The sequence below is a fragment of the Candidatus Poriferisodalis sp. genome, assembly GCF_965208925.1.
GTDB lineage: Bacteria > Actinomycetota > Acidimicrobiia > Acidimicrobiales > Poriferisodalaceae > Poriferisodalis.
In genome coordinates this window covers 3640987-3662822 of the sequence record NZ_OZ242364.1, presented here as the reverse complement: position 1 = coordinate 3662822, position 21836 = coordinate 3640987, and the positions used below count along the sequence as shown (strand labels likewise).

Genomic DNA, 21836 nt, shown 5'->3' with positions numbered 1-21836 from the left:
GTAACCGGCTGTGGTGGTTCTCATCGGATGTGGGCGACGGTGGCGGTGGTTTCGGTGGTCCACGGCGACGATGACACCTTGCCCTGCACGTCGTGGAAGCGTGCGCGGGTTTGCACCTTGTAGGTGGCGCCTTCGTCGAGGCCGGTGAGCGTCACCGAGGTGGCGTCGCCTGTTGGCCACAGGTTGCCCCTGTTGGTCTCGTCGGGCTGCCAGTACGACAGATAGTCCAGGTCGTCGCGGGCCCACATCACCCGGTACCCGTACGGCGCCAGCCGCGGCGCCTCCCACGACACTGTCAGCTCGCCGGGCGCTTCGCTCGACAGCGTCACCGCGCCGATCTCGTTCCCGGCCCGCGCCTCGGGCGCCTGCTGCTCGGGCGCCTGCTGCTCGCCGTCCTGCTGCTCGCCGTCCTGCTGCTCGCCGTCGGCGTCGCTGGCTTCCGATCCGCTGCTGCCCTCGGCACCGTCGCCGCTGTCGTCGCTGGTGTCGGGCCCTTCGATGAAGACCTGGGCCGCTTGCGACACCGGCCGCCCATCAGCGGTGCACACCGCATGCTCGCCGTCACAGCCGGAGCCCTTGAACACCGTCACCGACAGCCTGCGATCATCGCCGACCCTGATGGTGATGTCCCACAGATCGCTGCGACCCTCGACCCGCTTGGCCTTGACCACCCGATGCGGGGACTGCACGAACACCGCACCGCCGTCGCGCATCGTCACATAGCTCACCGCCAACGGCTCGCTGAACCGCGCCCGCACCACCAGATCAGTGCCCGCACCCGAATGCGCATCGGGCAGTTCCTCGAAACTCGCCGTCAACGCCGGCAACCCCGACCCGTCAGACCCGTCAGACTCAGACCCCGACTCGGACCGCTGCTCAGCAGCCACCAACTCCTCAGCCTCTTCCTGCTGCAGCGAAACCGGCCCCTCGCCGTCGCTCTCGCCGCCCACAGCCTCGTCGCTGTCGTCGTTCCCCTCACCGTCGCTCTCGCCGCCCACAGCCTCATCGCTGTCGGTGCTGTCGTCGCTGGTGCCGGCGGGGCGGGTCAGCAGCACCGTGTAGGTGCGCATCACCTCGCCCACGACCACCGTGACGGTCACCACGTTCGCGCCCACCGACAGGCTCACCTGATGCGCATCGGCAACCGGATCGGCGTCTGCGGGCAGCACCGTCACCGACGCCCGCTCATCAGCAGCCACAGCCGACACCGTCACGCTCTCGACATCCGCAGCCACCTCGGCTGCATAGGTCAGGCGATCCGCCGAGAAGGTCAGCTCGACACCGCTCACCGCCAGCGACGACAGCTCCGTGCCCAACGGCGGCGGAAGCGGAGGCGGAGGAGCCCCTGCGTCGATTCGCAGCGTGTAGGTGCGCGTGTCGTCGCCGTTCACCGACGTCACCACCACCGTGTTCAGCCCCTCCACCAAGTCCACCTGCACGCCGCCCACGTCCGAGTCGGCGTCCGCCACAGAGAACGACACCTCCGAATCGGAGAACGCCGCCGCAGCCGACAGCGTCACCCGCGACACCCCCAGCGGCACCTGCACCGAGTACTCGAACCGGTCCGCAGCAAACGGGACGTGCGCGTCGCTGACATCGAGCCATGACAGCAGCCCGCTCTGCGGCATGTTGAACGCCCAGATCTGGGTGCCCCAGCGGCCCTCAGCGGCCCACATCGTCGCACCGTCAGACCAGATGCCCGTCGTGCGCCACATGTAGTCCAGCTCGCCGAAGCCCAGCTCCGGCACACGCTCGCCAGACTCCAGGTCATAGGCGCGGATCTCGCCGTACTCGGCCTCGCCGAACGGACCCCTGCTGGCGGTCACCCAGATGGTCTTGCCGTCGGACCACAGGCCCGCAGCGTGGTCGATGTCGCCCAGGTCGATGTCAGAGTCATGGCGGCGCTCGCCGTCTTCGAGACCGATCGCGAGCAGGTCCTGGCTGTCCTTTTCCACAACCCACATCGTTTCGCCGTCGGACCACAGTCCCCGAAGCTGCGGCTCGCAGCACAGACCGGTGTCGAGGTCTGCGTCCCCTGTGCGCTTGCCCGTCCCCAGCTCGTGGGCGATGACCTCGGAGAAGTGATGCCCGGGCGACGCCCACATCGTGGTCCCGTCGGACCACAGCCCGTTGATCATGTCCCTGGGCATGCCCGCCACGGGGTAGTGAAGGTCGCCCTGAGCCAAGCCGGACTCGAGGTCATATGCGAGCAGATGACGACCGTCGCTCATCCACAGCGTCGTTCCCTCGCCCCAGAGCATCCCCGTGAACGGGCCACCACCCTCGCTCCAGTCGTAGTCGGGATTGGTCGTGAATTCTTCGCTGCCGTAGGCGTATGCGATGTCCTTGTCGGTGTTGCGGGTCATCGCCGGCCCCGGGTCTCGCACCACCACCACCGTGTACTGCTGCGCGACGGTGGCGTCCGCTGAGCCGACGCTCACCCGCACCCAGTTGCGGCCCGGCGCCAAGCTCACCTGATGCCCGTCAGTGTCGGCGTCGGCGTCGGTGGGAAGGATCGATACCTCAGCAGACGAATTGGTCGCCGTCGCAGTCACCGTCGTCGCCGACACATCACCCGCCACGTTCGCCGCGTACACCAGCACCTCCCCCGAGAAGCCGCCGAAGTCCACACCCGACAGGCTCAACGAGCTCAACGACGCATCATCAGCCGCCGGGGGATCGGTGCTCTGCGCCCCCGCAGGAACCGCACCAGCCGCCAGCACCACCGCCGCCGCCAGCGCACCCCAACGAGCCAAAGCGCCCCGCCGCACACGGGCATCCGGCACCGCCGCGCCGCTGTCCCCGCCGCCTGAAACCGCCCAATCGTTCACAGCACACCCCTTCCGTGCCCGGCGAGCCGAACCCGCCCCAAGCCGCGCCCACCATTAGCACACCCGTACCGACACTTACGAACCAGCACCGACACAGCGCTGCCGCAGGCGTCGGCGCTGACACAGAAATTCCGAGTGTCACTGTTGGGTTTGCCGGGGCTCTCTGCCAGGGGGTTACGGTCCGGTCCTGCGCTCGGCAGCATGGGTGGCGTCGAATCGGTTCGCGTGTGACATGCCGGTTCTGACATGCTTGGCTCATGCGGTTTGTGCGTGGGTGGTTGTCGGCGGTCGTGGTGGCGGTGTTGGCGGCGGGCGTGGTGCCGTCGGCGGGGGCGCAGTCGGCGGGTTCTGGCGGTGTGGTGTTGGTGGTGGTGAATGGTTCGTCGTCGGCTGATGTGGGTGTGGCGGCGGGGTTGGTGGCTGGTGGAGTGGGTGATGTGGTGGTGGCGGCGGAATCCGCTGGGGGTTTAGGCGAAGCGGCAGTGGATGTGGTTCGGGGTGCGGGAGCGGTGTCGAGTGTGGTGCTGGTGGGCGGTGCCGCGGTGCTGGGCGAGGCTGTGGTGGGGGAGTTGGAGCTATTGGCGCCGGGTGTCGCGGTGGAGCGTGTGAGCGGCTCGGATCGGGTGGGCACGGCTGCTGCGGCGGCGCGTCGGGTGCTGGCGGGCCGCTCTGGGGGGTCCGGCGGTGTGGGGGTGGTGTTGGCGGATGGGTGGTCGTTGGCTGATGTGGGTGTGGCGGCTGCGGTGGTGGCCGCGGGCGGCGCGGACGTGGTGCTGTACTCGGGTTCGGGTTCGCTGCCAGGCCCGACCCAGCAGGTGCTCGCCGATGCGGCGGTCAGCGGGATCGTGGTGGTGGGCGGCGCTGCGGCGGTGCCTGACTCGGTTGTCGCTGCGGCGGCCGAGGCGGCCGGCGGCGCCGGGACAGAGCGTGTGGGCGGCAAGGACCGGGTCGCGACAGCGGCGAGGGCGGCTCGCCGGTGGGCGCCCGATTGCGCGGAGGCCGCTGTGGTGGCGAACGGCTGGTCACAGGCCGACGTCGGCACTGCTGCGGCACTGGCGGCGGCGCTGGACGCCAGCGTGGTGCTCTACACGGCGAGCGCGGACGGGCTGGGCAGCGACACCCGCTCGGCGCTGGGACGCATCCGCCCCCAGCTCGCGATACTCGTGGGCAGCACCGAAACGCTCAGCGATGACATCGCCGCCGAGCTCGCCGAGCTCGGCCACCCCGCCGTGCGCGTCACCGACGCTGCTGCTGCTGCCCGCTACGCACTCGACAACGAACTCCGCAACTGCCGCACCGGCGGATCAGGCGGCCGCAGCAGCGGCGGATCAGGCGGCGGCAGCGGCGGCGGATCAGGCGGCGGCAGCAGCGGCGGCGGGGGCAGCGGCAACGACGGCGGCGGCAGCGGGGGCAGCGGCAACGGCGGCGGCGGCGGCGGCGGATCAGGCGGCGGCAGCGGCGGCGGATCAGGCGGCGGCAGCAGCGGCGGCGGGGGCAGCGGCAACGACGGCGGCGGCGGCGGGGGCAGCGGCAACGACGGCGGCGGCAGTGGGGGCAGCGGCAACGGCGGCGGCGGCGGATCAGGCGGCGGCAGCAGCGACAGCAACGACACGCCCAGCGTGGCCGTCAGCTTCGCGGCTTCGCACTACCGGGTCATCGAGGGCGGCGCACCGGTGACGGTCACCGTGGAGCTGTACGAGTTGCCCCAGCGGCAGGTATCGGTGCCGCTGAAGGTCGCGTTGAGCGGCGAGGGCCGCCAGTACTCGCTGTCGCGCACGACGTTGACGTTCGCAGCGGACCAGACCAGCGCGACGTTCACCGTGACCGTGCCCGACGACAGCATCAACAACGACGGCCACCGGCTGACCCTGAGTTTCGGCGACCTGCCGCCGGGGTTCCATGCGGCAGTTCGGACCACCGCGCTCGTCGAGATCGTCGACGACGACATCGAAGTGAGACTGGAGAGGGCGCGCCGGTACGCGGACGAGTGCTTTGCGCAGAGTTACCAAGCGTTGTGCCGGGCGAGGGTGCTCGCGAACGACTACGCGTACGAGGGCGGCGACGCTGTGCAGGTCCGGTTGCGTCTCGACAGCCCGCCTGAAGAGGCGGTCACGGTTCCGCTGACAGCGGCGCTGCGGGGAGGTGCCCTCGCCGACGACGTCAGCTATTCCGTCGAGGGCTTCAGCTTCGATTTCGGTGTCGGCGAGACCGTCAAGATCTTCACGGTGACCGCCGTCGACGACACCGACCACGACGACGGCGAGCATGTGGTCTTCGCCTTGGGAGACCTGCCCCCCAGCTTCGTCAGCACCACCGCAGCGTCGGTCACCGTCCACCTCATCGACGACGACGCGCCGTTCTCGCGTCGGCACAGCAAGGACTTCGACTGGCCGATTTCCGGGGAGTCCCCGGACGATCTGTGGTCCGACGGGACCACTCTGTGGATGCTGGGCGATTACGACATCTTCGCGCTCGACCTGAACACCCTGGAAAGGCGGCCCGACGACGACATCACCGCGCCTAGGAAGGACGGGACGAACCTGATCGACGGGACGTACCTGGTCAGCGGGCTGTGGTCCGACGGCGAGACCATGTGGCTGGCGAACGACGTCGGCCGCCACGGGAACGTTGTCGCTGTCGACGTCGACACCGGCAACCGGGTGCCCGACAGGGACTTCGCCCTGGTCCGGTCTGTGGCGGAACACCCGCCCGATCCCGAATCGGTGTGGTCTGACGGCGACCTCATGTGGGTGCTCGACCAAGCATTCCGGCGCGTGCATGCCTACGACTTCGACAGTGGCGACCATGTGAGCTCCCGCACCATCAGTCTCGAATCTGAGTTCTCGCGCAACTTCGACGCCAAAGGCATCTGGTCGGACGGGATCACCATGTGGGTCTCGCACATCGTCGACAAGAAGCTCTACGCGTACGACCTCGCCACCGGCGTCCGCCGCAGTCATCTGGACTTCGTCAATCTCGGGAGAACGGGGAACCTCTGGCCGTCGGGCATCTGGTCTGACGGGCGCATCATGTGGGTGACCGACATCAGGGCCGACTGGTTCTACGCCTACAACATGCCGACTTCGGCGGCGCTGAAATCGCTGTCGATCTCCGACGTGGACTTCGGGGTGTTCCAGACGGGCATCTTCTCCTATGAGGGCACCGCAGCGGCGGGCACGACGTCGGCGACGGTGACCGCGGCAGCGGCGTTCGCGGACGACGTGACAGTGACGGTCGCGTGGGAGGCCGCCGACGGCACGACCGGCACGGGGGCCTCGGCGACGCTGTCGGAGGGCGACAACACGATCACGGTGACGTCGTCCTATGACGCCGACGGCGACTCCGACACCGACAACGCCGACGTCCGCACCTACACGGTGACCGTGACCGTGCCCCCCGCAGCCGACGACAACAGCTAGCAGCGTCGTCGGAGGGCGGTGCAGCGGCGGGTCTTGCCGTGTGTGCTGCGAGGTCCGCTATTGGTAGACGGGGTCCATGTGGGTGTAGCCGTCTCGGGGCTGGAAGACCCGGATGTAGTCGATGCGGAGCTTGGTCGCGATGGTGCGCAGGTGTTGGCTGATGTGTCGCCATGCGCCGAAGGTGATGTCCATCGGTCGGTGGGAGATGCCCAGCTGGGTGAGGACGCTGTCGGGGTCGCCGTCGTGGAGGTGCTCGAAGTAGTTGTCGCGGGCGTCTGCTGGGAGCGTCTGCCAGTCGTCGGAGAACTTGAAGGTGCCGTCGCCGGCGAAGATCGTCGGCTTCCAGCGGAACCAGATGTTCTGGGGCCCGAGCACGACGAAGTCGTCGTGGTAGCCGTCGAGCTTGTAGAAGAAGCGGTACCCGCGTGGGGTCCATTCGAGTCCTTGGGTCATGGTGTGCTCGGCGTCGCCGTTGCAGAAGTCCTCGGTGAGCAGCACCAGTCTCACGGGGTCATCTGGGTCGCGGCAGTAGTGGATGCGCACCATGGTGCGTAACGGCGGCGTTTCGGGGTGTCTGCTCCATCCGTAGGGATTGGTCCAGGTGGCGCTCACCGTGCGGCGGCCCTTGGGGAGGTACTCGAACAGGTTCACCACCCCGCCGATCGCGCGAAGGACGGTCTCGTAGTTGCCCGCGTGGTGCCCGTAGTAGTCCAAGAACGTGCCGCGTGACGTCTGCGCGGGCAGCCCGAGCGATAACGACAGGTTGACGTCCTCGTCGAGCGCGTCGTAGTTGAAGCTGTACTTGACCTCCATGTAGCCGTACTTGAAGTTCATCCTGCCCGCAGTGCTCATCCGGGCGTCGCACACAGAGCTGCGGGCCATGTAGAAGCTGCCGTCGGCGATGTCGAAGCACGGCACCCCCCTGGCATCGACATCGTCGCACGGATCGGTGTCGAAGTTCCACGCGGCGAAGCCCTGGTTCAAGTTGTTCATCCGGTTGCGGCACCGGCCGGTGGCGTTCTCGGAGGCCGTGTAGTCGAACTCCTCAGCGAACACCAGCGAGTAGTTCTCCTTCGACTGGACCAACGTGTCGGGCAGTGCCGCCCGTATCCCCGCAGTGGTGGCGGGAGGCGTCGGTGGCAGGTGCTCCCTGCCGAACAGGCACTGGTGCCGGATGGGGTTGCGCTCTGGGTAGTCGCTGCAATCGGGTGCCCGCGGCGAGGGCCGCACCATGACCTCGCGGTACACCTTGAGCGACGTGCCGGGATCGGTCACCGAGAGCTCCACCCGCTGCGGCGGGAAGTCGATCACGTACACATCATCCGCCCAATGAGTGCTCGAGCTGAGATCGAACGCCTGAGAATGGAGAAACATCTCCCCGGTTGCGGCTGAGACACCGACCGCTGTATCGGTGCAGTTGTCGTGCCCAACACAACGCGGGTTCGGCGCCTGGTACGACCCCACGTCGGGCAGTTCCTCGACCGCAAACCGGAGCGCGCCCGCACTTCCTGAACGCCGGGTCACCTCGACCCTGCCGAAGATTCGGTTGCCCTCAATCTGGTTCCTGTCACCGATCCCCTCAGCAGCCCTTGCCGAGGAGGGCCAGATCCTGATCCGAGTGGACATGAAGAACTCATCGTCCGCAAAGGCCAACTCCGGCACGGCGTCACTTGAGTCCTTGGCATGGCCGACGTTCACGTCGCTCACGACGTCTCCGCCATCTGTGGGGGCGGCGCGGGTGCTGGCGTGCACGGTGCGGCCGACGTCTTGGCGTGAGCGGGCGACGGTGGCTCGGCGCAGCGTCGAGCGGGTGCTGGCGTGCACGGTGCGGCCGACGTCTTGGCCGCTCAGGATCCTTCTGGCGGCCGCCGCCGCGGTGTGGGTTCGGGTCGCGCCGGTGACCCGCTGTACCTGTGCGTTTGGCGCTGCTGCGACGACGGCGGCACGGACACTGTCGGAGACAGCCACACGGCCGCCGATGATGACCACAGAAGAAGGCCGGTAGCTCGCGATCAACGCCGGGACAGACCCAGCCAGAGCGTCCGCCTCGGTGTACAGGACAGCCGACCGCTGCGTGCGCGCCGCGGTGGCAGCCGCAGCACCGATGTCAGGCGGCGACCAGCCGTTCGCCAGCACCAGCACCGCCGAGCCGGCCGCGCCCGCGGGATCGCCCAGGATGCTTCGCGCCGCCTGCGCTGCTGTCTCGATGCGATCCGCTCCGGTCACCCGCGAGACCCGGGCATCGGGCACCGCCGCCCCGATGCCAGCCTCCACCTCGCCCGAGACCGCAGCCGGGCCGCCGATGATGACCACACGAGCAGGCCGATACTCGCGCAGCAGCGCTCTGACAGCCTCGGGCAGAGCCCCAGACCGGGTGTACACGACCGCAGAGCGCGGCGTGCGCGCAGCAAGCGCAGCCGCCGTGCCGATGTCGGGCGGCGACCAGCCGCTCGCGACGATCAGCGTGACCGCCGACCCGCCGCTCGACGGGGCGCCCAGGATGCGCCGCGCCGCCTGAACCGACGTGTCGACGCGGTCAGTGCCCGCGACCCGCCCGGTCGCGGTCTGCGGCGTCGCGGCACGAATCTGACTGCGTGTCTCGCGTGACACTGCGGCAATGCCGCCCACGATGACCACCTCCGCCGGCAATGCCTCGCGCAACAGCTCACGCGTGGGCTCAGACAGCGTGTCACGCTCGGTGTACACCACCACGGCGTTCGGCATACGCGCCGCGAGCACCGACCCAACCCCCACATCGGGCGGACTCCACCCGTTTGCCACCACCAGCACCGATGTGCCCACATCGAACTCAGCAGAACCGCCGCCGTTGCCGCCTGAACTGCCGTCGTTCGAACCGCCGCCGTTGCCGCCTGAACTGTCGTCGTTCGAACCGCCGCCGTTGCCGCCTGAACTGTCGTCGTTCGAACCGCCGCCGTTGCCGCCTGAACTGTCGTCGTTCGAACCGCCGCCGTTGCCGTTCGAACTGTCGTCGTTCGAACCGCCGCCGTTGCCGCCTGAACTGTCGTCGTTCGAACCGCCGCCGTTGCCGCCTGAACTGTCGTCGTTCGAACCGCCGTTGTTGTCGTTCGAACTGTCGTCGTTCGAACCGCCGTTGTTGTCGTTCGAACTGTCGTCGTTCGAACCGCCGTTGTTGTCGCCTGAACTGTCGTCGTTCGAACCGCCGTTGTTGTCGCCTGAACTGCCGTCGTTCGTATTGTCGTTGTCTTCGTCTGCGTCGTCGGCGTCGTCTTCGTCTGTGTCTGTGTCTGTGTCTGTGTCTGGGTCGGTGTCGGTGTCGGTGTCGGTGTCGGTGTCGGTGTCGGTGTCGGTGTCGGACTCAGAGCGGAGCAGGATCCGCGCTGTGTTGTCAACAAGCCCCGAAAGCCCGCTGTAATCGCTGGGGGCCAGAGCGATGTAGAAGTGTTCCGTCGCGCCGGCCTCGTCCGCTGAGGCGGGGTTGTCGTGGAGTTCGATGCGGACAATCCGCTGAGCGCCGGCGGCCGCTCTGCCGCTCCAGTCGAACTTCTCGTAGCCCCAGGTGCGATACAGGCTGCGTGATCCCCCTGAGAACAGTTCCCCGTAGCCGAAGTTGAAGCCATCCCTCGTCGGCTGCTGCTCGCCGAGAGAAAGATCCTTGCTGAACGCAGCGTCTGTGCTGGTGACCACCGGATCGCCGGCCACGAACGCACGCGAGCCGTCCAGCGTGCTGTGCAGCACCGCAACCACCGGCCACGGCTGATTCGTCGATGAGGCATTGGACAGCGTGCACTCCATGACCGTGCCCTCGTCCGCCTCAGCCGGGCACGACAATGTGAACTCGCTGGTGGAGACGGACACCGAGGAGGCATCGCCGAGCGCCGCCCGCACGATGTCGACCCGACGCACACCGGTCATGCCGTCCTCTGCGGTGACGGTGAGCGTCACCGACGTCGTGCCGACGCTCAGCGGCACAGAAGGACTCTCCTCGCCGCTGGACAGCTCGACGCTGGTGACACCCCCGCGAGCCAGCGCCACGTCGGCGCCGCTGTGGGTTGCGGCCATGCTCACGGACGCACGCTGATACGAGACCTCCGCAGTGAGCGTCGCCTCGGTCACCTCATAGGCGACGTCGATCGACTGGGAGACATCGCTCGCCGACAGCGTGCGGTCGCTGCCGCCTGCGGAGGCCGTGAGACTGGTCAGCGACACATCCGAGCTCTCGGGGTCGTCATCGGTGACCGTCACGCTCTGCCTGTTGTTGTACAGAAGACCGACACCGTCGCTGCCGTCGGGTCCCAGCGCCACGTAGAACTGCTCGCTGCCTTCGGCGGCTGCGTCTTCATTGACCGTGATGTTCACCGTCCGGGAGTGTTCGGGGGGAACGAGCGCAGTCTGGGGGGGGGGGGGGATCCGCGGGGGTGCCGTCCGCCTCGCCGTCCCAGTCGAAGCGCGAGTAGCCGACCAATGTCTCGCCGATCCACCAGACGCTGCTGTCGAGCTCGACAGCCGGGCTGAGCGACCCAAATGCCACATCGACAGGGCTGCCCACCACCAGCGCCCTGTCCTCGTCGGCGGACAGATGCAGCAGCGCGACAACCGGCCACGGCTGGGCATCTGCCGACGTGTTCGTCAAGGTGCACGCCATCGTCTCGCCCTCAACCGCCTCGGCATCACACCTCAGCGTGAAGCCGTCCTGGGTGACCGTGACAGTGTCATCCGAGCCCGCCGCACGAGACAGAACCGCCAGGATCAGCCCGGCAACGCACACAAGAGCCAACACCCCCACCATCCGAGCCCGCACACGCCGTCCGGACGGCCCGAAGCGATCCGGCTGCACGTCCAAGTCAAGCGTCATAGCTGTGGACCGCTCGAGTGGTGGGTGTCAGCTGCGTTGACGGAGGATGCTGCGGGCGGCTTGGGCTGCGGTGTGGGTGCGGGTGGAGCCGGTGATGCGACGGATCTCGGCATCGGCCGGCAACAGTTCGGCGGCGGCGGTGCGCACTGTGTCCGCGACTGCTGCTCGGCCGCCGATGATGACCACCCGGGCGGGTCGGTAGTCGCGAATGAGCGCGGCGGTCGCCTCGGGCAGCGAACCAGACGAGGTGTATGCGACAGCGGCGTTGTCGGTGGCCGCCGCGTACGCCGCGGCCACGCCCACATCGGGCGACGACCAGCCGTTCGCCAGCACCAAGGTGATACCCCTGGCTGCCCCGGCGGGGTTTCCTAGCACCCGACGCGCCGCTGTCGCGGCGGTCTCGACGCGGTCGGCACCCGTGAGTCGGGTGACGGAGGCGCTGCCGGCCGCGGCGGCGACTTGCTCCTCGGCCGGCGCGCTGATCGCCGCCGTGCCTCCCACCAGCATCACCCGTGCCACGTCATAGTCGCGCAGCACCGCAGCCGACGCCTCAGGCAGAGAGTCCCTCTGCACATACAGCACCGCCGAGCGGTGGCTGGCTGCCGCCAGCGCAGCCGCGACGCCGACATCAGGCGGTGACCACCCGTTGGCCACCACCAGCGTCACCCGCCCTGCCGTCGAAGGATCTCCCAGAATGCGCCGAGCCGCCGCCGCCGCAGTCTCGGAGCGACCCGTCCCGGTGACACGATTGATGCCGGAATCCGGCGACGCCGCCCGGATCTGGGTGCGGACGTCGTGGGACACGGCCGCGAGGCCGCCCACAATGACCACCTGCGCGGGCAACGCCTCGCGCAGCAGCATCGCGGTATGAGCCGACAGCTCATCACCAGCGGTGTACACCGCCACCCAGCCGTCAGTACGCGCCGCGAGCACTGACGCCACGCCCACATCGGCCGGACTCCACCCATTGGCCACCACGAACGACGCAACGCCGACGTCAAGATCGCCGCCGCCGCCACCACCGCCGCCGCCACCGCCGCCGCCGGATCCGCCAAAGCCGCCAAAGCCGCCAAAGCCGCCACCAGCGGAACTTGCGGCGGTGCGCCCGTCGTTGTCGCGGATGGTGCCGGTCGCGGTGCCCGCGGACAGGCTGACCCGTGCGCCGGTGGCGTCGGACAGGCTCACCACGAAGGTCTCGACGCCCTCGAGGTCGGTGTCGTCTGCGAGAGTGACAGAGATGGTCGCTCGGGTCTGCCCGGCGGGAATCGTGACGGTGCCCGACCCGGCGGCGTAGTCGCCGGGGGAGACGGCGGTGCGGTCCGCGGTCTGCCACCGCACTGTCACCGGCGAGCCCGACATGGGAGCGAGGGTGACGGTGAAGGTCATCTCGGCGGCGGACTCTGCCGCGGAGGCGTTCGCGATGGTGATCAGCGGCAGGTCGTCGTTGTCGTCGATGGTCACCGTGGACGACACCGAGCTGCCGAGGTCGGCGTTTCGGGGGCTGGCCAGTGTCACGGTGAAGGTCTCGTCGGCTTCGAGCGTTTCGTCGTCGATGATGCTCACCGGGAACACGACGCTGGTCACCCCCGGCGGGATGCTCACCGTTGCTGTCACGGCCTCGTAGTCGGCGCCCGCCACAGCAGTGCCGTCCGCCGTCCGCAACCGCACCGAGACGTCACGGTCGCTGACCGCGGACAGCGTCACCGTCAGCGTCGCCGACGCCGACGACTCGCCGCGCGTCAGCGCCGGGGGCGACAGCGTCACCGTCGGCAGCGGGCTCGTGTCGGTGATCGTGACCACTCCCGACGCCGATTGGGCAGTCTCGAGAGTGGTCGTGGTGCACGACACCACGAACGTCTCGTCGACCTCGGACGCCGCGTCTTCGGCGATGGCAACGGTCACCGTCGCGCTGCGCGACGCCGCCACAGCAGGATCGAAGCTGATCGTCTGCGCCGACACCGAGGTGTAGTCGCCCGGCGCGACCGCGGTCTGGTCGACGGTCGAGCACTCCGCCGTGAACGCCGGCCGCGTCGCCTCCACCGAGGCCGGCAGCGACACCGTCACCGTCACGCTCGACGCGTCCTCGCGCACTGTCACATCGGCGACTTCCATGAGCCGGTCCCGGTCGTCGTCGCGGACCTCGAGCACGATCTGCAGCGTGCCGTCGGCCGTCGAGCCCGGCTTCTGGCCGTCGGCGCCGGGCCCTGCGGGGTCGCCGTCGTAGCCGGCCAGCACCGCATGCTCAGCGCCGTGCAGCTCCACCACGAACAGCTCCTCGAACTGGCTCTCCGCCTGCGTGTCGTCGACCAGCGTCAGCTCGAACCGGCCATCGGTCCGGCCCGGCGGTATCACCCACACCCCGTCGTTGCCGCTTCCGGGAACCGTCTCGAAATCGGCGTTGGGCGTCGCCCGGAACACGCTCAGCGTGCCGTCGCCCAGCCCCTTGGGCCTCGTGCGCGGCGCCAAAGTACGCACCCCCAGCGACGCCGAACGCCCCGAGACCTCCGACAGCCGCCCCGACACGAACAGCGACCCCTCCGACTCCACGCCCACACCCGACAGCTGCAGCCCCGCCTGGGTCAGCTCGTACGAGGTCTCTCTCTCGGAGCGGTCGCCGCGGTCGCTGGCCAGAATCGACCACGTCGGCGGGTCGTCGTCGTCGACGATGCGCACAATCGGCACCGCCGCCGGGGCAGTGGCATTGGTCGGGTCGACGGCGATGCCGAACGCCTCGTCCCACTCGTCAAGCGCGTCGGCGAGCACCGTCACTGTCACCGACTGCGCTGCCACCGCCGACGCCGGGTCATCGACAGCCGCAAACGACAGCGTCCCCGAGGCCGGCGTGTAGTCCGCATCAGGCGTCGCGGCGTGCTCGCGGATCCGAATGCAGCCAAGCGGCAGCGGCGACGCCCCGAAGTCCGCGCACGTCAGCCCCGCCGCCAGAGCGGCCAAGATGTCGTCGGGCAGATCCTGGGTCTCCCAGCCCACCGTCACCGGCCGCCCCGACGGCGCCGACAGGCCGATCTGCGCCATGACCGCGGCCGCGCTCTCCGCGATGCCGCCGGCCATCGTGACCCCGTCGCTCAGGGTCACATCGGGCACGCTTACCTCCACCGTGGGCGGGTCGTCGTCGTCGGTGATCGTGATCGTCGCCGGCTCATCCGAGACGCGCGCGTTCGTCGCCGTCAACAGCGCCAGCTCGATCACCTCGTCCCATTCGTACAGCGAGTCAGGTTCCACGGTCACGTCGAAGCCCGCCAGGCGCATCATGTCCGCGGTCACCGACTCCGGGCTTGGGACCGGCGCAATCGTCAATGTGCCCGACGCCGCCTGATAGTCGTGCACCTGCGTCGCAGCGTGCTGCGGCGACTCCAGCGACGTGAGCACCGCACCGCGAGGGTCGGCGGTCTCATAGCCCACCGTGATCGGCTTCTCCGACGCCAGCGAGTCCTCCGCGTCCTCCTCCAGCGTCACGATTTCCACCGACACCGTGCCGACGCTCTCGTCCACCGTCGAAGACACCAGCCCCAGCCGCAGCAACGGATCATCATCCACAATCGTGCCCACCGCAGAACCCGCCGACGGCGACACCGCGGCTGTGTCGCCTGTCTGGGCTCCGTAGTTGTCTTCGGTACCCGTCAGCGTCACCGTGAAGGTCTGGTCGAACTCGTCGATACGGTCCGCGACCGACCCGATCGACAGCGTCGCCTCGGTCTCGCCCGGAGCGATCAACGTCTCCGGGCACGACGAGACGAAATCGGCCGCCTGCGCCGGATGCGAACCGGTCGCGTCCAGACCCGTCCGGCACTGCACCGCCACCCAACGCCCCGAAGCCTCGCTCAGCGTCATCACGAAGTTCACCGCGTCGCCCTCGGCACCTGACCCCGCCGCAATCGAGACCAACGGCCGAGGGTCGTCGTCGGTGACAACGATCACGTTCACAGGTTCGCTAGGAATCTGGGCTACCGCGACCCCGTCGGCGTCGAGTGCGCTCGTGATGTACAGACCGAACGTCTCGGCCCATTCGTCGAGGCTGTCACCGATGATACTGAACACGGCACTGGCATTCGTATCGCCAGCAGGAATTGTCACCGACCGTTCTTCGGCGACGAAATCCTCGCCAGCGCGTGCAAAAGGAGGCACTGTCGAATCGATTGTCGGCTCGACCGCCGTTGGCAGCTCGCCGGTGCGGTACTGAATGACCACATCGCGACCCGACACCGCGGACAGGCGAAAGGCGGCTCGCTCAAATGGGTTGACCTGACTCTCAAAAATTGCGGCGCTCAGGGACCCCGCGTTAAACATGACGGTCGGCAGGGGGTCGTTGTCGGTGATGGCGCCGGTGGCTGTGGCTGCTGTGGGGCTGATGGTGCCGGTGTCGGCGTTGTGGGCGGCGTCGTGGGCGCCGTCGAGGACCACGGTGAAGGTCTCGTCGTACTCGTCGAGCGCGTCCTGGAGCGACGCGACGGTCAGCGTCACGCTGGTCGATCCTTCCGGCACGGTGACGCTGGCGGCGTCGGCGGGCAGAACCGCGGCGGCGACCGGGGTGTAGTCGGCGTCGGCTGTGGCCTGGCGCGCCCCGGCGGCGGTGTCGGCCTCGGTGTGGTACTGCACCACCACGTCGCGTCCTGAGACCGCGCTGAGGGTCACCTCGAAGCTGATCGGGCCGCCTTCTGTGCCGGTGCCCGCCGCGATCGACACCTCCGGCGGGTCGTCGTCGTCGACGACGGTCACCTCGGCCCTGATCGTCGTGCTGACGTTGCCCATATCGTCGGCCAGCGCCGCGGTCCCCGTCGGGTTCGACAGCACCACCTCGAAGGCCTCGTCGTGCTCGTCGAGCGAGTCGTCGGTGATCGCCACCGACAGCGTGCTCGACATCTGGCCCGCGGCGATCTGCACCGTTCCCGCGGACACCCCGGTGAAGTCGGTGCCCGACACCGCCCGCCCGGTCGCGTCGGTCCTCCACTGCACCGACACGTCCTCATACCAGGTGCGCTCCAGCGTCACCGTCACCACCGCGTCGCCGCCGGGAGCGTCCTCGTCGACGGTCGCATCGCCGACCGTCACTTGCACGCGGTCGTCGTTGAGAATCGTGCCCGTCGCACCCGACAGGCCCACGCTCAGCGTGGTGCTGTCGCTTCGGGCGAGCTGGGTGGGGGTCATCGCGAAGCGCTCGTGGAACTCGGCATCGGAGTCCTCTGTGGTGTTCACCGTCACGAACCCCGCGGTGCTGCCTGGTTGGATCGTCAATGTGCCGAGGCTGACCGCGGTGAAGTCGGCGGCGGCGGCGCGTGTGGCCGCGTCGCCGTCGCTGACCAGCCCTGTGCTCCACCGAATCAGCAGGGCCACCTGCGACTCACGGCTCAGCGTGACCTCGAAGATCATCCTGTCGCCCTCCTCGGCCTCGCTGTCGGCCACCGACACATCGGGCGGGTCGTCGTCGCTCTGGATCGCCACCGTCACCGAGTCGTGGTCGTCCCTCGGCGAGCCCCCGAAGTACGCGTTCGCCGACAGGTTCCTCAGCCGCACCACGAAGCCCTCGTCGAACGGCTCGTACACGTCGTCGTCGAGGATCGCCACAGTGAACGACTTCGTCTGCTCGCCCGCAGCGAACGTCAGCGTGCCCGAACCCGACGTGAAGTCCGTGCCCGCTGAGGCCTGCCTGCCGCCGTCGGAACGAGCAGCCGTCGTCCACCCCACCGACACCTGCGACGTCGCCGCCTGCGACAACGACACAGTCAAGGTCACCGTGCCGGCGTCCTCGCTCACCGAGCGCAGCCCATCCGACGAAGACGCCTCGATCGCTATCCGCGGCTCGTTGTCGGTGATCAGGCCCAGCACCGGGTCGGGCAGCATCGGCGTCTCACCGGCCGCGTAGGCCGCCCCCCGCAGGTCGTCCACCCTGAACTCGAAATACTCGTCGGGCTCGCCCACGTTGTCATCAGTCGTCGCGACCGACACATTCACCGACGTCTGCCCCGCAGCCAGCGTCGCCTCGCCGCTGGTCACTACCGCCACGTCGCCGCTCGAAGCCACCGCCGTCACGGGCGCATAGATCCCGCTGCCGCCGATCCGGCTCGAACTGATCAGCGCGGCGTCGTAGACCACCGTGCGTTCGTGGTCCGCAGCACGGTCGACCGACACCGTGAACACAGCAGCAGAGCCCTCTTCGACGGTCACGTTCCCCGTCAGGCTGACCTGCGCAGCCGGCTCGTCATCGACGATCCACACCGTCACCTCGCCCATCGACGAGCGTCCGGGCGACTGAGCAGCGGGCACGTCGGCCAGCAGCGCATTCGACGACAGATCGCTCAGCCTCACCACGAAACTCTGGCGCGATGCCTCCTTGAGGTTGTCATTGACGATCGGCACCACGATCGTCGCCTGCGTCTGCCCGGCGGCGATGGTGACGTCATTGCCCGAGCTGGTGGTGTAGTCGTCGCCCACCGTCGCAGGCGAGCCCTGCGTCGATGCCGCAGTCGTCCAGTCGAAGGTCACATCGGCGCCCGCAGCACCGTCCAGCACCACCGACAGGCTCACCGTGCCGCCCGAGACGTCCTCGTTGACGTCCACCGAAGCACTGGTCGGGCTGATCGAAATGCGCCGCTCGTCGTCGTCGAGGATCGTCACCGTACGCGTCAACGGCTCTCCCGTGGCGTAGTCCGCCTCCGACACCACCACGTTGAAGCGCTCATCGCTCTCGGCAACAGCATCCTCCACCGTGGCCACCGGCAGCGACGCGGTGAGCATGCCCGCGGGGATGGTCGCCGTCGCGTCGGTCACCGCAGTGAAGTCGGTCTGCGCCGCACGCGTCTGCGCCGTGCCGTCGGTCGCCAGCGCCGTGCCCCACGTCACCGTCACGTCCCTGCCCGACACAGCGCCCAACTGCGCCGTCAACGCCACCGAATCGCCCTCGGAGACCTCCGGATCAGCAGGCGACAGCGACAGCGACGGCTCCGCATCGTCGTCGGTGATCGTCACCACCGTCGACGACGCCGAAGTGTCCAGCGTGGCGCCGCCGGTGACGTTCGTGATCTCCACCACGAACACCTCATCGTGCTCGTCAAGCGCATCACCGTTGAGACCTACGAAAACAGAGACTGATGTTGTTGATGCACTTGCGGTTACCGAGCCGCCGGCAGCGGAGGTGTAGTCGCGGCCCGCGTCACCTGAGCCGCCGCCTGTCGCGTCGTGGGTGTCTGCATCGCTGTCCGACCTCGTGATCCAAGTGACAGTCACCGGCGATGACGACGCCGGGGTGACCGTGATCGGAATGCCGATCTCAGTGGCCGACTCTGACACCGTCAGGGTCTCCGGCACCGACACGACCGACATCGACTGCGCGCCGGCCTCGTCGTCAGTGATCAACAGCGGCACCAGCGCCAGCAGAGCTGCGGTGATGGGCAGAAGCGTCCACAGTGCGTGGTGCCGAGCTTTTCTCATGCGGCAGATTATGACCTAAACGTGCTGACGCGATCAGCCATTTCAGGTCGGCACGGCCAGTTGGCACTGCCGGCTTGGCCCTGTTGGCTCATGCGGCGCGGACACCGGTTGTGTCTGCTGGCCGGGGTGTCAGGGGCGTGCTCGTGCCCAGCCCGAGAGGTGCTCGACGCCGACGGTGCCGCCAGATCGCGTGCATCAGTCGAATGGCAGCATATTGGTCTGTGTTGACTAGCCTGTCGATGTCATTCAGTGCGGGGAATCAGCCAATGCATGTCAAACGGCGGACACAACGATGGGCTGCCGCCCGGCGAGCCGGCGTGGCGAGCGGACGAGCTGCCGCCGCAGCAAACGCGTCGCTGTGGTGAGTCGCCGTACGGGCACCTGGCGGAGACCTCCCATCGCGGCATGAGGGCTGTCCGCATCCTGCTTGCGTGCGTGTTGGCGGCGACATCGCTGAGCCTCGTCGGCAGCCGGGCGGCGAGCGCCGCGAACACCGCAGGCGAGCTGTTCGTCGATCCCGATGATGGGCAGACGACGCTCGGGGCGGGCGGAGTTCGCCTGCTGGCGGGCCGTGACCGCTACGACACCTCGGTGCTGGCAGCGTGGCGATTCGCGCGCCAGCGCGGCGGCCTCGGGGCGGTCTCCGCGGTGGTGCTGGCTTCGGGAGCATCGATAGCGGACACGTTCGCGGCGGCGGGCCTCGCGGGCTACCACAAGGCGCCGGTCATGCTCACCCAACCGGATCGGCTGCCGTCGGCGGTTGCCGAGTTCATCGACGCCCACGACGTCTCGACAGTCATTGTCATGGGCGGCCCCGCCGCGGTCAGCGAGCGGGTGGTCGCCGAGGTGGCGTCGCTCGAGGCGGAGCCGACCGTGCGGCGGGTGGCTGGTGCGGATCGGTATGGCACGGCCGCGGCGGCGGCCAGGGAACTTCCCGGTGACACCGCCTGGTGCGGTGCTGAGGGTTCCGCTGCGCTGCTGGTCAACGGCGATGACAAGCGTCTCGCCGAGGCTGTGGGGCTGGGATCGGTGGCGTTCGCCCGTGAGCTGCCGATTCTGCTGACCCGTCGTGACGAGCTGCCCGATGCCGCTGCCGGGTACCTGCGGCAGGCGGGCATCGAACGGGTGGTCATCGTCGGCGGCACCTCAGCGGTGTCCGGGGCGGTCGTCTCGCCGCTGCTGGCCGAAGGAGTCGACGAGGTCAACCGAGTGGCGGGCGGCTCGACAACGATCGGCGCAGCCGCGGCGGCGCAGATGCTGACGGCGACGTGCCGCGACGAGCTCATGCCGTCGCAGAGCGTGGTTGCGCTGGCTGATCCCCGCTCGCCGATCGAGGCGGCAGCGGCCGCGCCGCTGCTCGCAGTGGGAATCGACGACTCCGGTCCGGTGCCGCTGCTGCTCGCCGGCGGCCCGCTGCCGGCCTCGGTCCGCAGCTTCCTGGCCAGGACCCCGCGCGACGTCGGGGACCGCAGGAACCACCTGCTGGTAGCGGCCATCGGCGAGGTCGACGACGAGACGATGGCCGAGGCGATCGCTGCGGCGGCATCGGCTCGGCCGCTGAGCGCCCAGATCCGCGTCACCCCAGGCGACGACACGCTGCGGATCAACTTCAGCGAGAGTCTCGAGGTCGACGGCTCGCGCTTTAGAGGCAGGGTGCGCGATCTGCTGTATGTGAACGGAGCCCCCGCCTGGATCGAGGAAATCGAGCTGCTTCCGCGCGTCAGCAGCGATCCGTGCGGTCTGTTCTCGTCAGTCAAGGTGACCGTTCATGACCCCTTCGAAGCCGGCGACCTGATCGTGCTGGAGACGGCCGAGGGCTGGCACAGCACCAACGACGACCGGCGCTCGATCGGCGGCGACATAGAGGTCGTGCAGCCGCCCCGCAGCGTGTCGGGCCGGCCGTCGATCACGGCGATCGCGCTCGTCGGCCAGACCGACCTCTGGGTTTCGGTGCAGGCGCCACAGTTCCGCGAGCCCGCCACCGGCGACGATGACGGCATCACCGTCAACTCCGGGCGCATCCGGGTGATCACCGACAGCGGCGCCCCGGTCGGCGTCGAATCGCCGACGATGGTGAGTCTGGACCGATTCTTGGGGACAGCGCTGTACTCGTTCCCGCTGCGCTTCGAAGGCGGCGCCTACGCGCTCGCGCCCGGCGACCGGGTCGTGCTGCGCAGCGGCGTGGCCATCAACGAATCCCGCCAGCGCAGCGCGAGCCGCGGCGCCTCCGTCACTGCGCCCACAGCGCGCCTTGCGGTGGAGTCGGTGCTCGTCGGCGCGCCCAATCCCGGCGTCGACGACAGCGAGCAGACCACGCGCCCCGACGAGATCGAGCACATCAGCCGACGGGCGCAGGCATCGCTTGGCGAGTCCGTGGACATCGTGGCCAAGTGGTCCGGTGAGGCGGCGGGCGCAGCAGGCAACGGGTGGCAGATCCGCAGCGAGAGGTCCGATCGAACATTCGGGGTCGTCGGCGACGACCCGCCGGCGACGCAGGTGTGGGTGGACTCCAGCAGCCAGTTCATCACCATCCGCCACATCGAAGCTCCCGGCGATGAGCCGCGCAGCCAGACCTATGGGGAACTCGTGCAGCTGCTCAACAGCAACCGGGACTTCTCCCAGCATTTTGCGGCTGAGCTGCGAGACCCCTGCGAAGGCGACGACGAGATCGTGGACCTCCACGAGACAGGCTTCACCGGCGACATCGATTTCGAGGGCGGGATCAGCTCGGTCAGCTTCCTTGTCACCTTCAGCGACTGGGTCACCGAGTATCTGGGTGCCGGCGAGAGCCTCGGTGAGATTCCGGATGCGTTGATCAGCGACATCCTCGAGGGGCTGCTGCCGGCGGGCGCAGCGTGGAGCCCTGACCAGCTGGAGATCGCGGCCCCGTTGCCCGGCAGGCAGGTCGTGTTCCGGTTCACCACCGAGGATCCCGACCACACCATCGCCCAGGCGATCAACGTCAGCCGCAAGGTGATCGATCTGCGCGAGGGACTCGCGCGGGGCTCCGGCATCGACGACGATCCGGACACCGACGACACCGACGAGAGCGTCAGCGCCGGGCGACGCCTGTTCGTCGATTCCAGCCGGGACCCTCGGCTGCACCGTGACTGGCCCCGCGCAGCGAACAGCAGCCCCTGAGACCGGCCCGCTCAGGCAGCTCACAACCGGGTGACGACACGCATGTTTCAGGCACGGTATGACCCCTCCCTGCTAATACGGGCGTGGGGTAGGGTGCCGGCGGCGTTCGTAGCCGGTTTTCTTGGACGGATTGCCGGCTTGAATGCGGGAGGACCCGTCCCGCCGGCC

6 protein-coding genes are annotated in these 21836 nt (G+C 68.7%); 2 read left to right on the top strand and 4 right to left on the bottom strand.

Annotated elements, in window-relative coordinates; genetic code table 11:
* Nucleotides 1-20: 20 nt before the first annotated feature.
* On the bottom strand, nucleotides 21-2831 hold the full coding sequence (locus ACOGI5_RS16055) for a cadherin-like beta sandwich domain-containing protein (protein WP_419865408.1): 2811 nt from the start codon (nucleotides 2829-2831) through the stop codon (nucleotides 21-23).
* Between the two features lie 257 nt (nucleotides 2832-3088).
* On the opposite strand from ACOGI5_RS16055, the gene ACOGI5_RS16050 reads away from it, so the two are divergent.
* The gene (locus ACOGI5_RS16050; RefSeq protein ID WP_419865407.1) at nucleotides 3089-6250 is read left to right on the top strand and encodes a cell wall-binding repeat-containing protein; all 3162 of its coding nucleotides are present in this window, start codon (nucleotides 3089-3091) and stop codon (nucleotides 6248-6250) included.
* Between the two features lie 57 nt (nucleotides 6251-6307).
* On the opposite strand, the gene ACOGI5_RS16045 is transcribed toward ACOGI5_RS16050, so the two are convergent.
* From ACOGI5_RS16045 to ACOGI5_RS16035, 3 genes are read right to left on the bottom strand one after another with little or no spacing between them, the layout of a single operon-like run.
* On the bottom strand, nucleotides 6308-10588 hold the full coding sequence (locus ACOGI5_RS16045) for a cell wall-binding repeat-containing protein (protein WP_419865406.1): 4281 nt from the start codon (nucleotides 10586-10588) through the stop codon (nucleotides 6308-6310).
* Nucleotides 10569-11084, bottom strand: coding sequence for a hypothetical protein (locus tag ACOGI5_RS16040; protein ID WP_419865405.1), 516 nt, complete (start codon nucleotides 11082-11084; stop codon nucleotides 10569-10571). The genes ACOGI5_RS16045 and ACOGI5_RS16040 overlap by 20 nt, the downstream gene beginning before the upstream one ends.
* 27 nt (nucleotides 11085-11111) lie before the next feature.
* Nucleotides 11112-18527, bottom strand: coding sequence for a Calx-beta domain-containing protein (locus tag ACOGI5_RS16035; RefSeq protein WP_419865404.1), 7416 nt, complete (start codon nucleotides 18525-18527; stop codon nucleotides 11112-11114).
* Nucleotides 18528-18797: 270 nt separating this feature from the next.
* On the opposite strand from ACOGI5_RS16035, the gene ACOGI5_RS16030 reads away from it, so the two are divergent.
* Entirely contained in the window at nucleotides 18798-21668 is a 2871-nt protein-coding gene (locus ACOGI5_RS16030; RefSeq protein ID WP_419865403.1) for a cell wall-binding repeat-containing protein, read from the top strand.
* Nucleotides 21669-21836 lie beyond the last annotated feature (168 nt).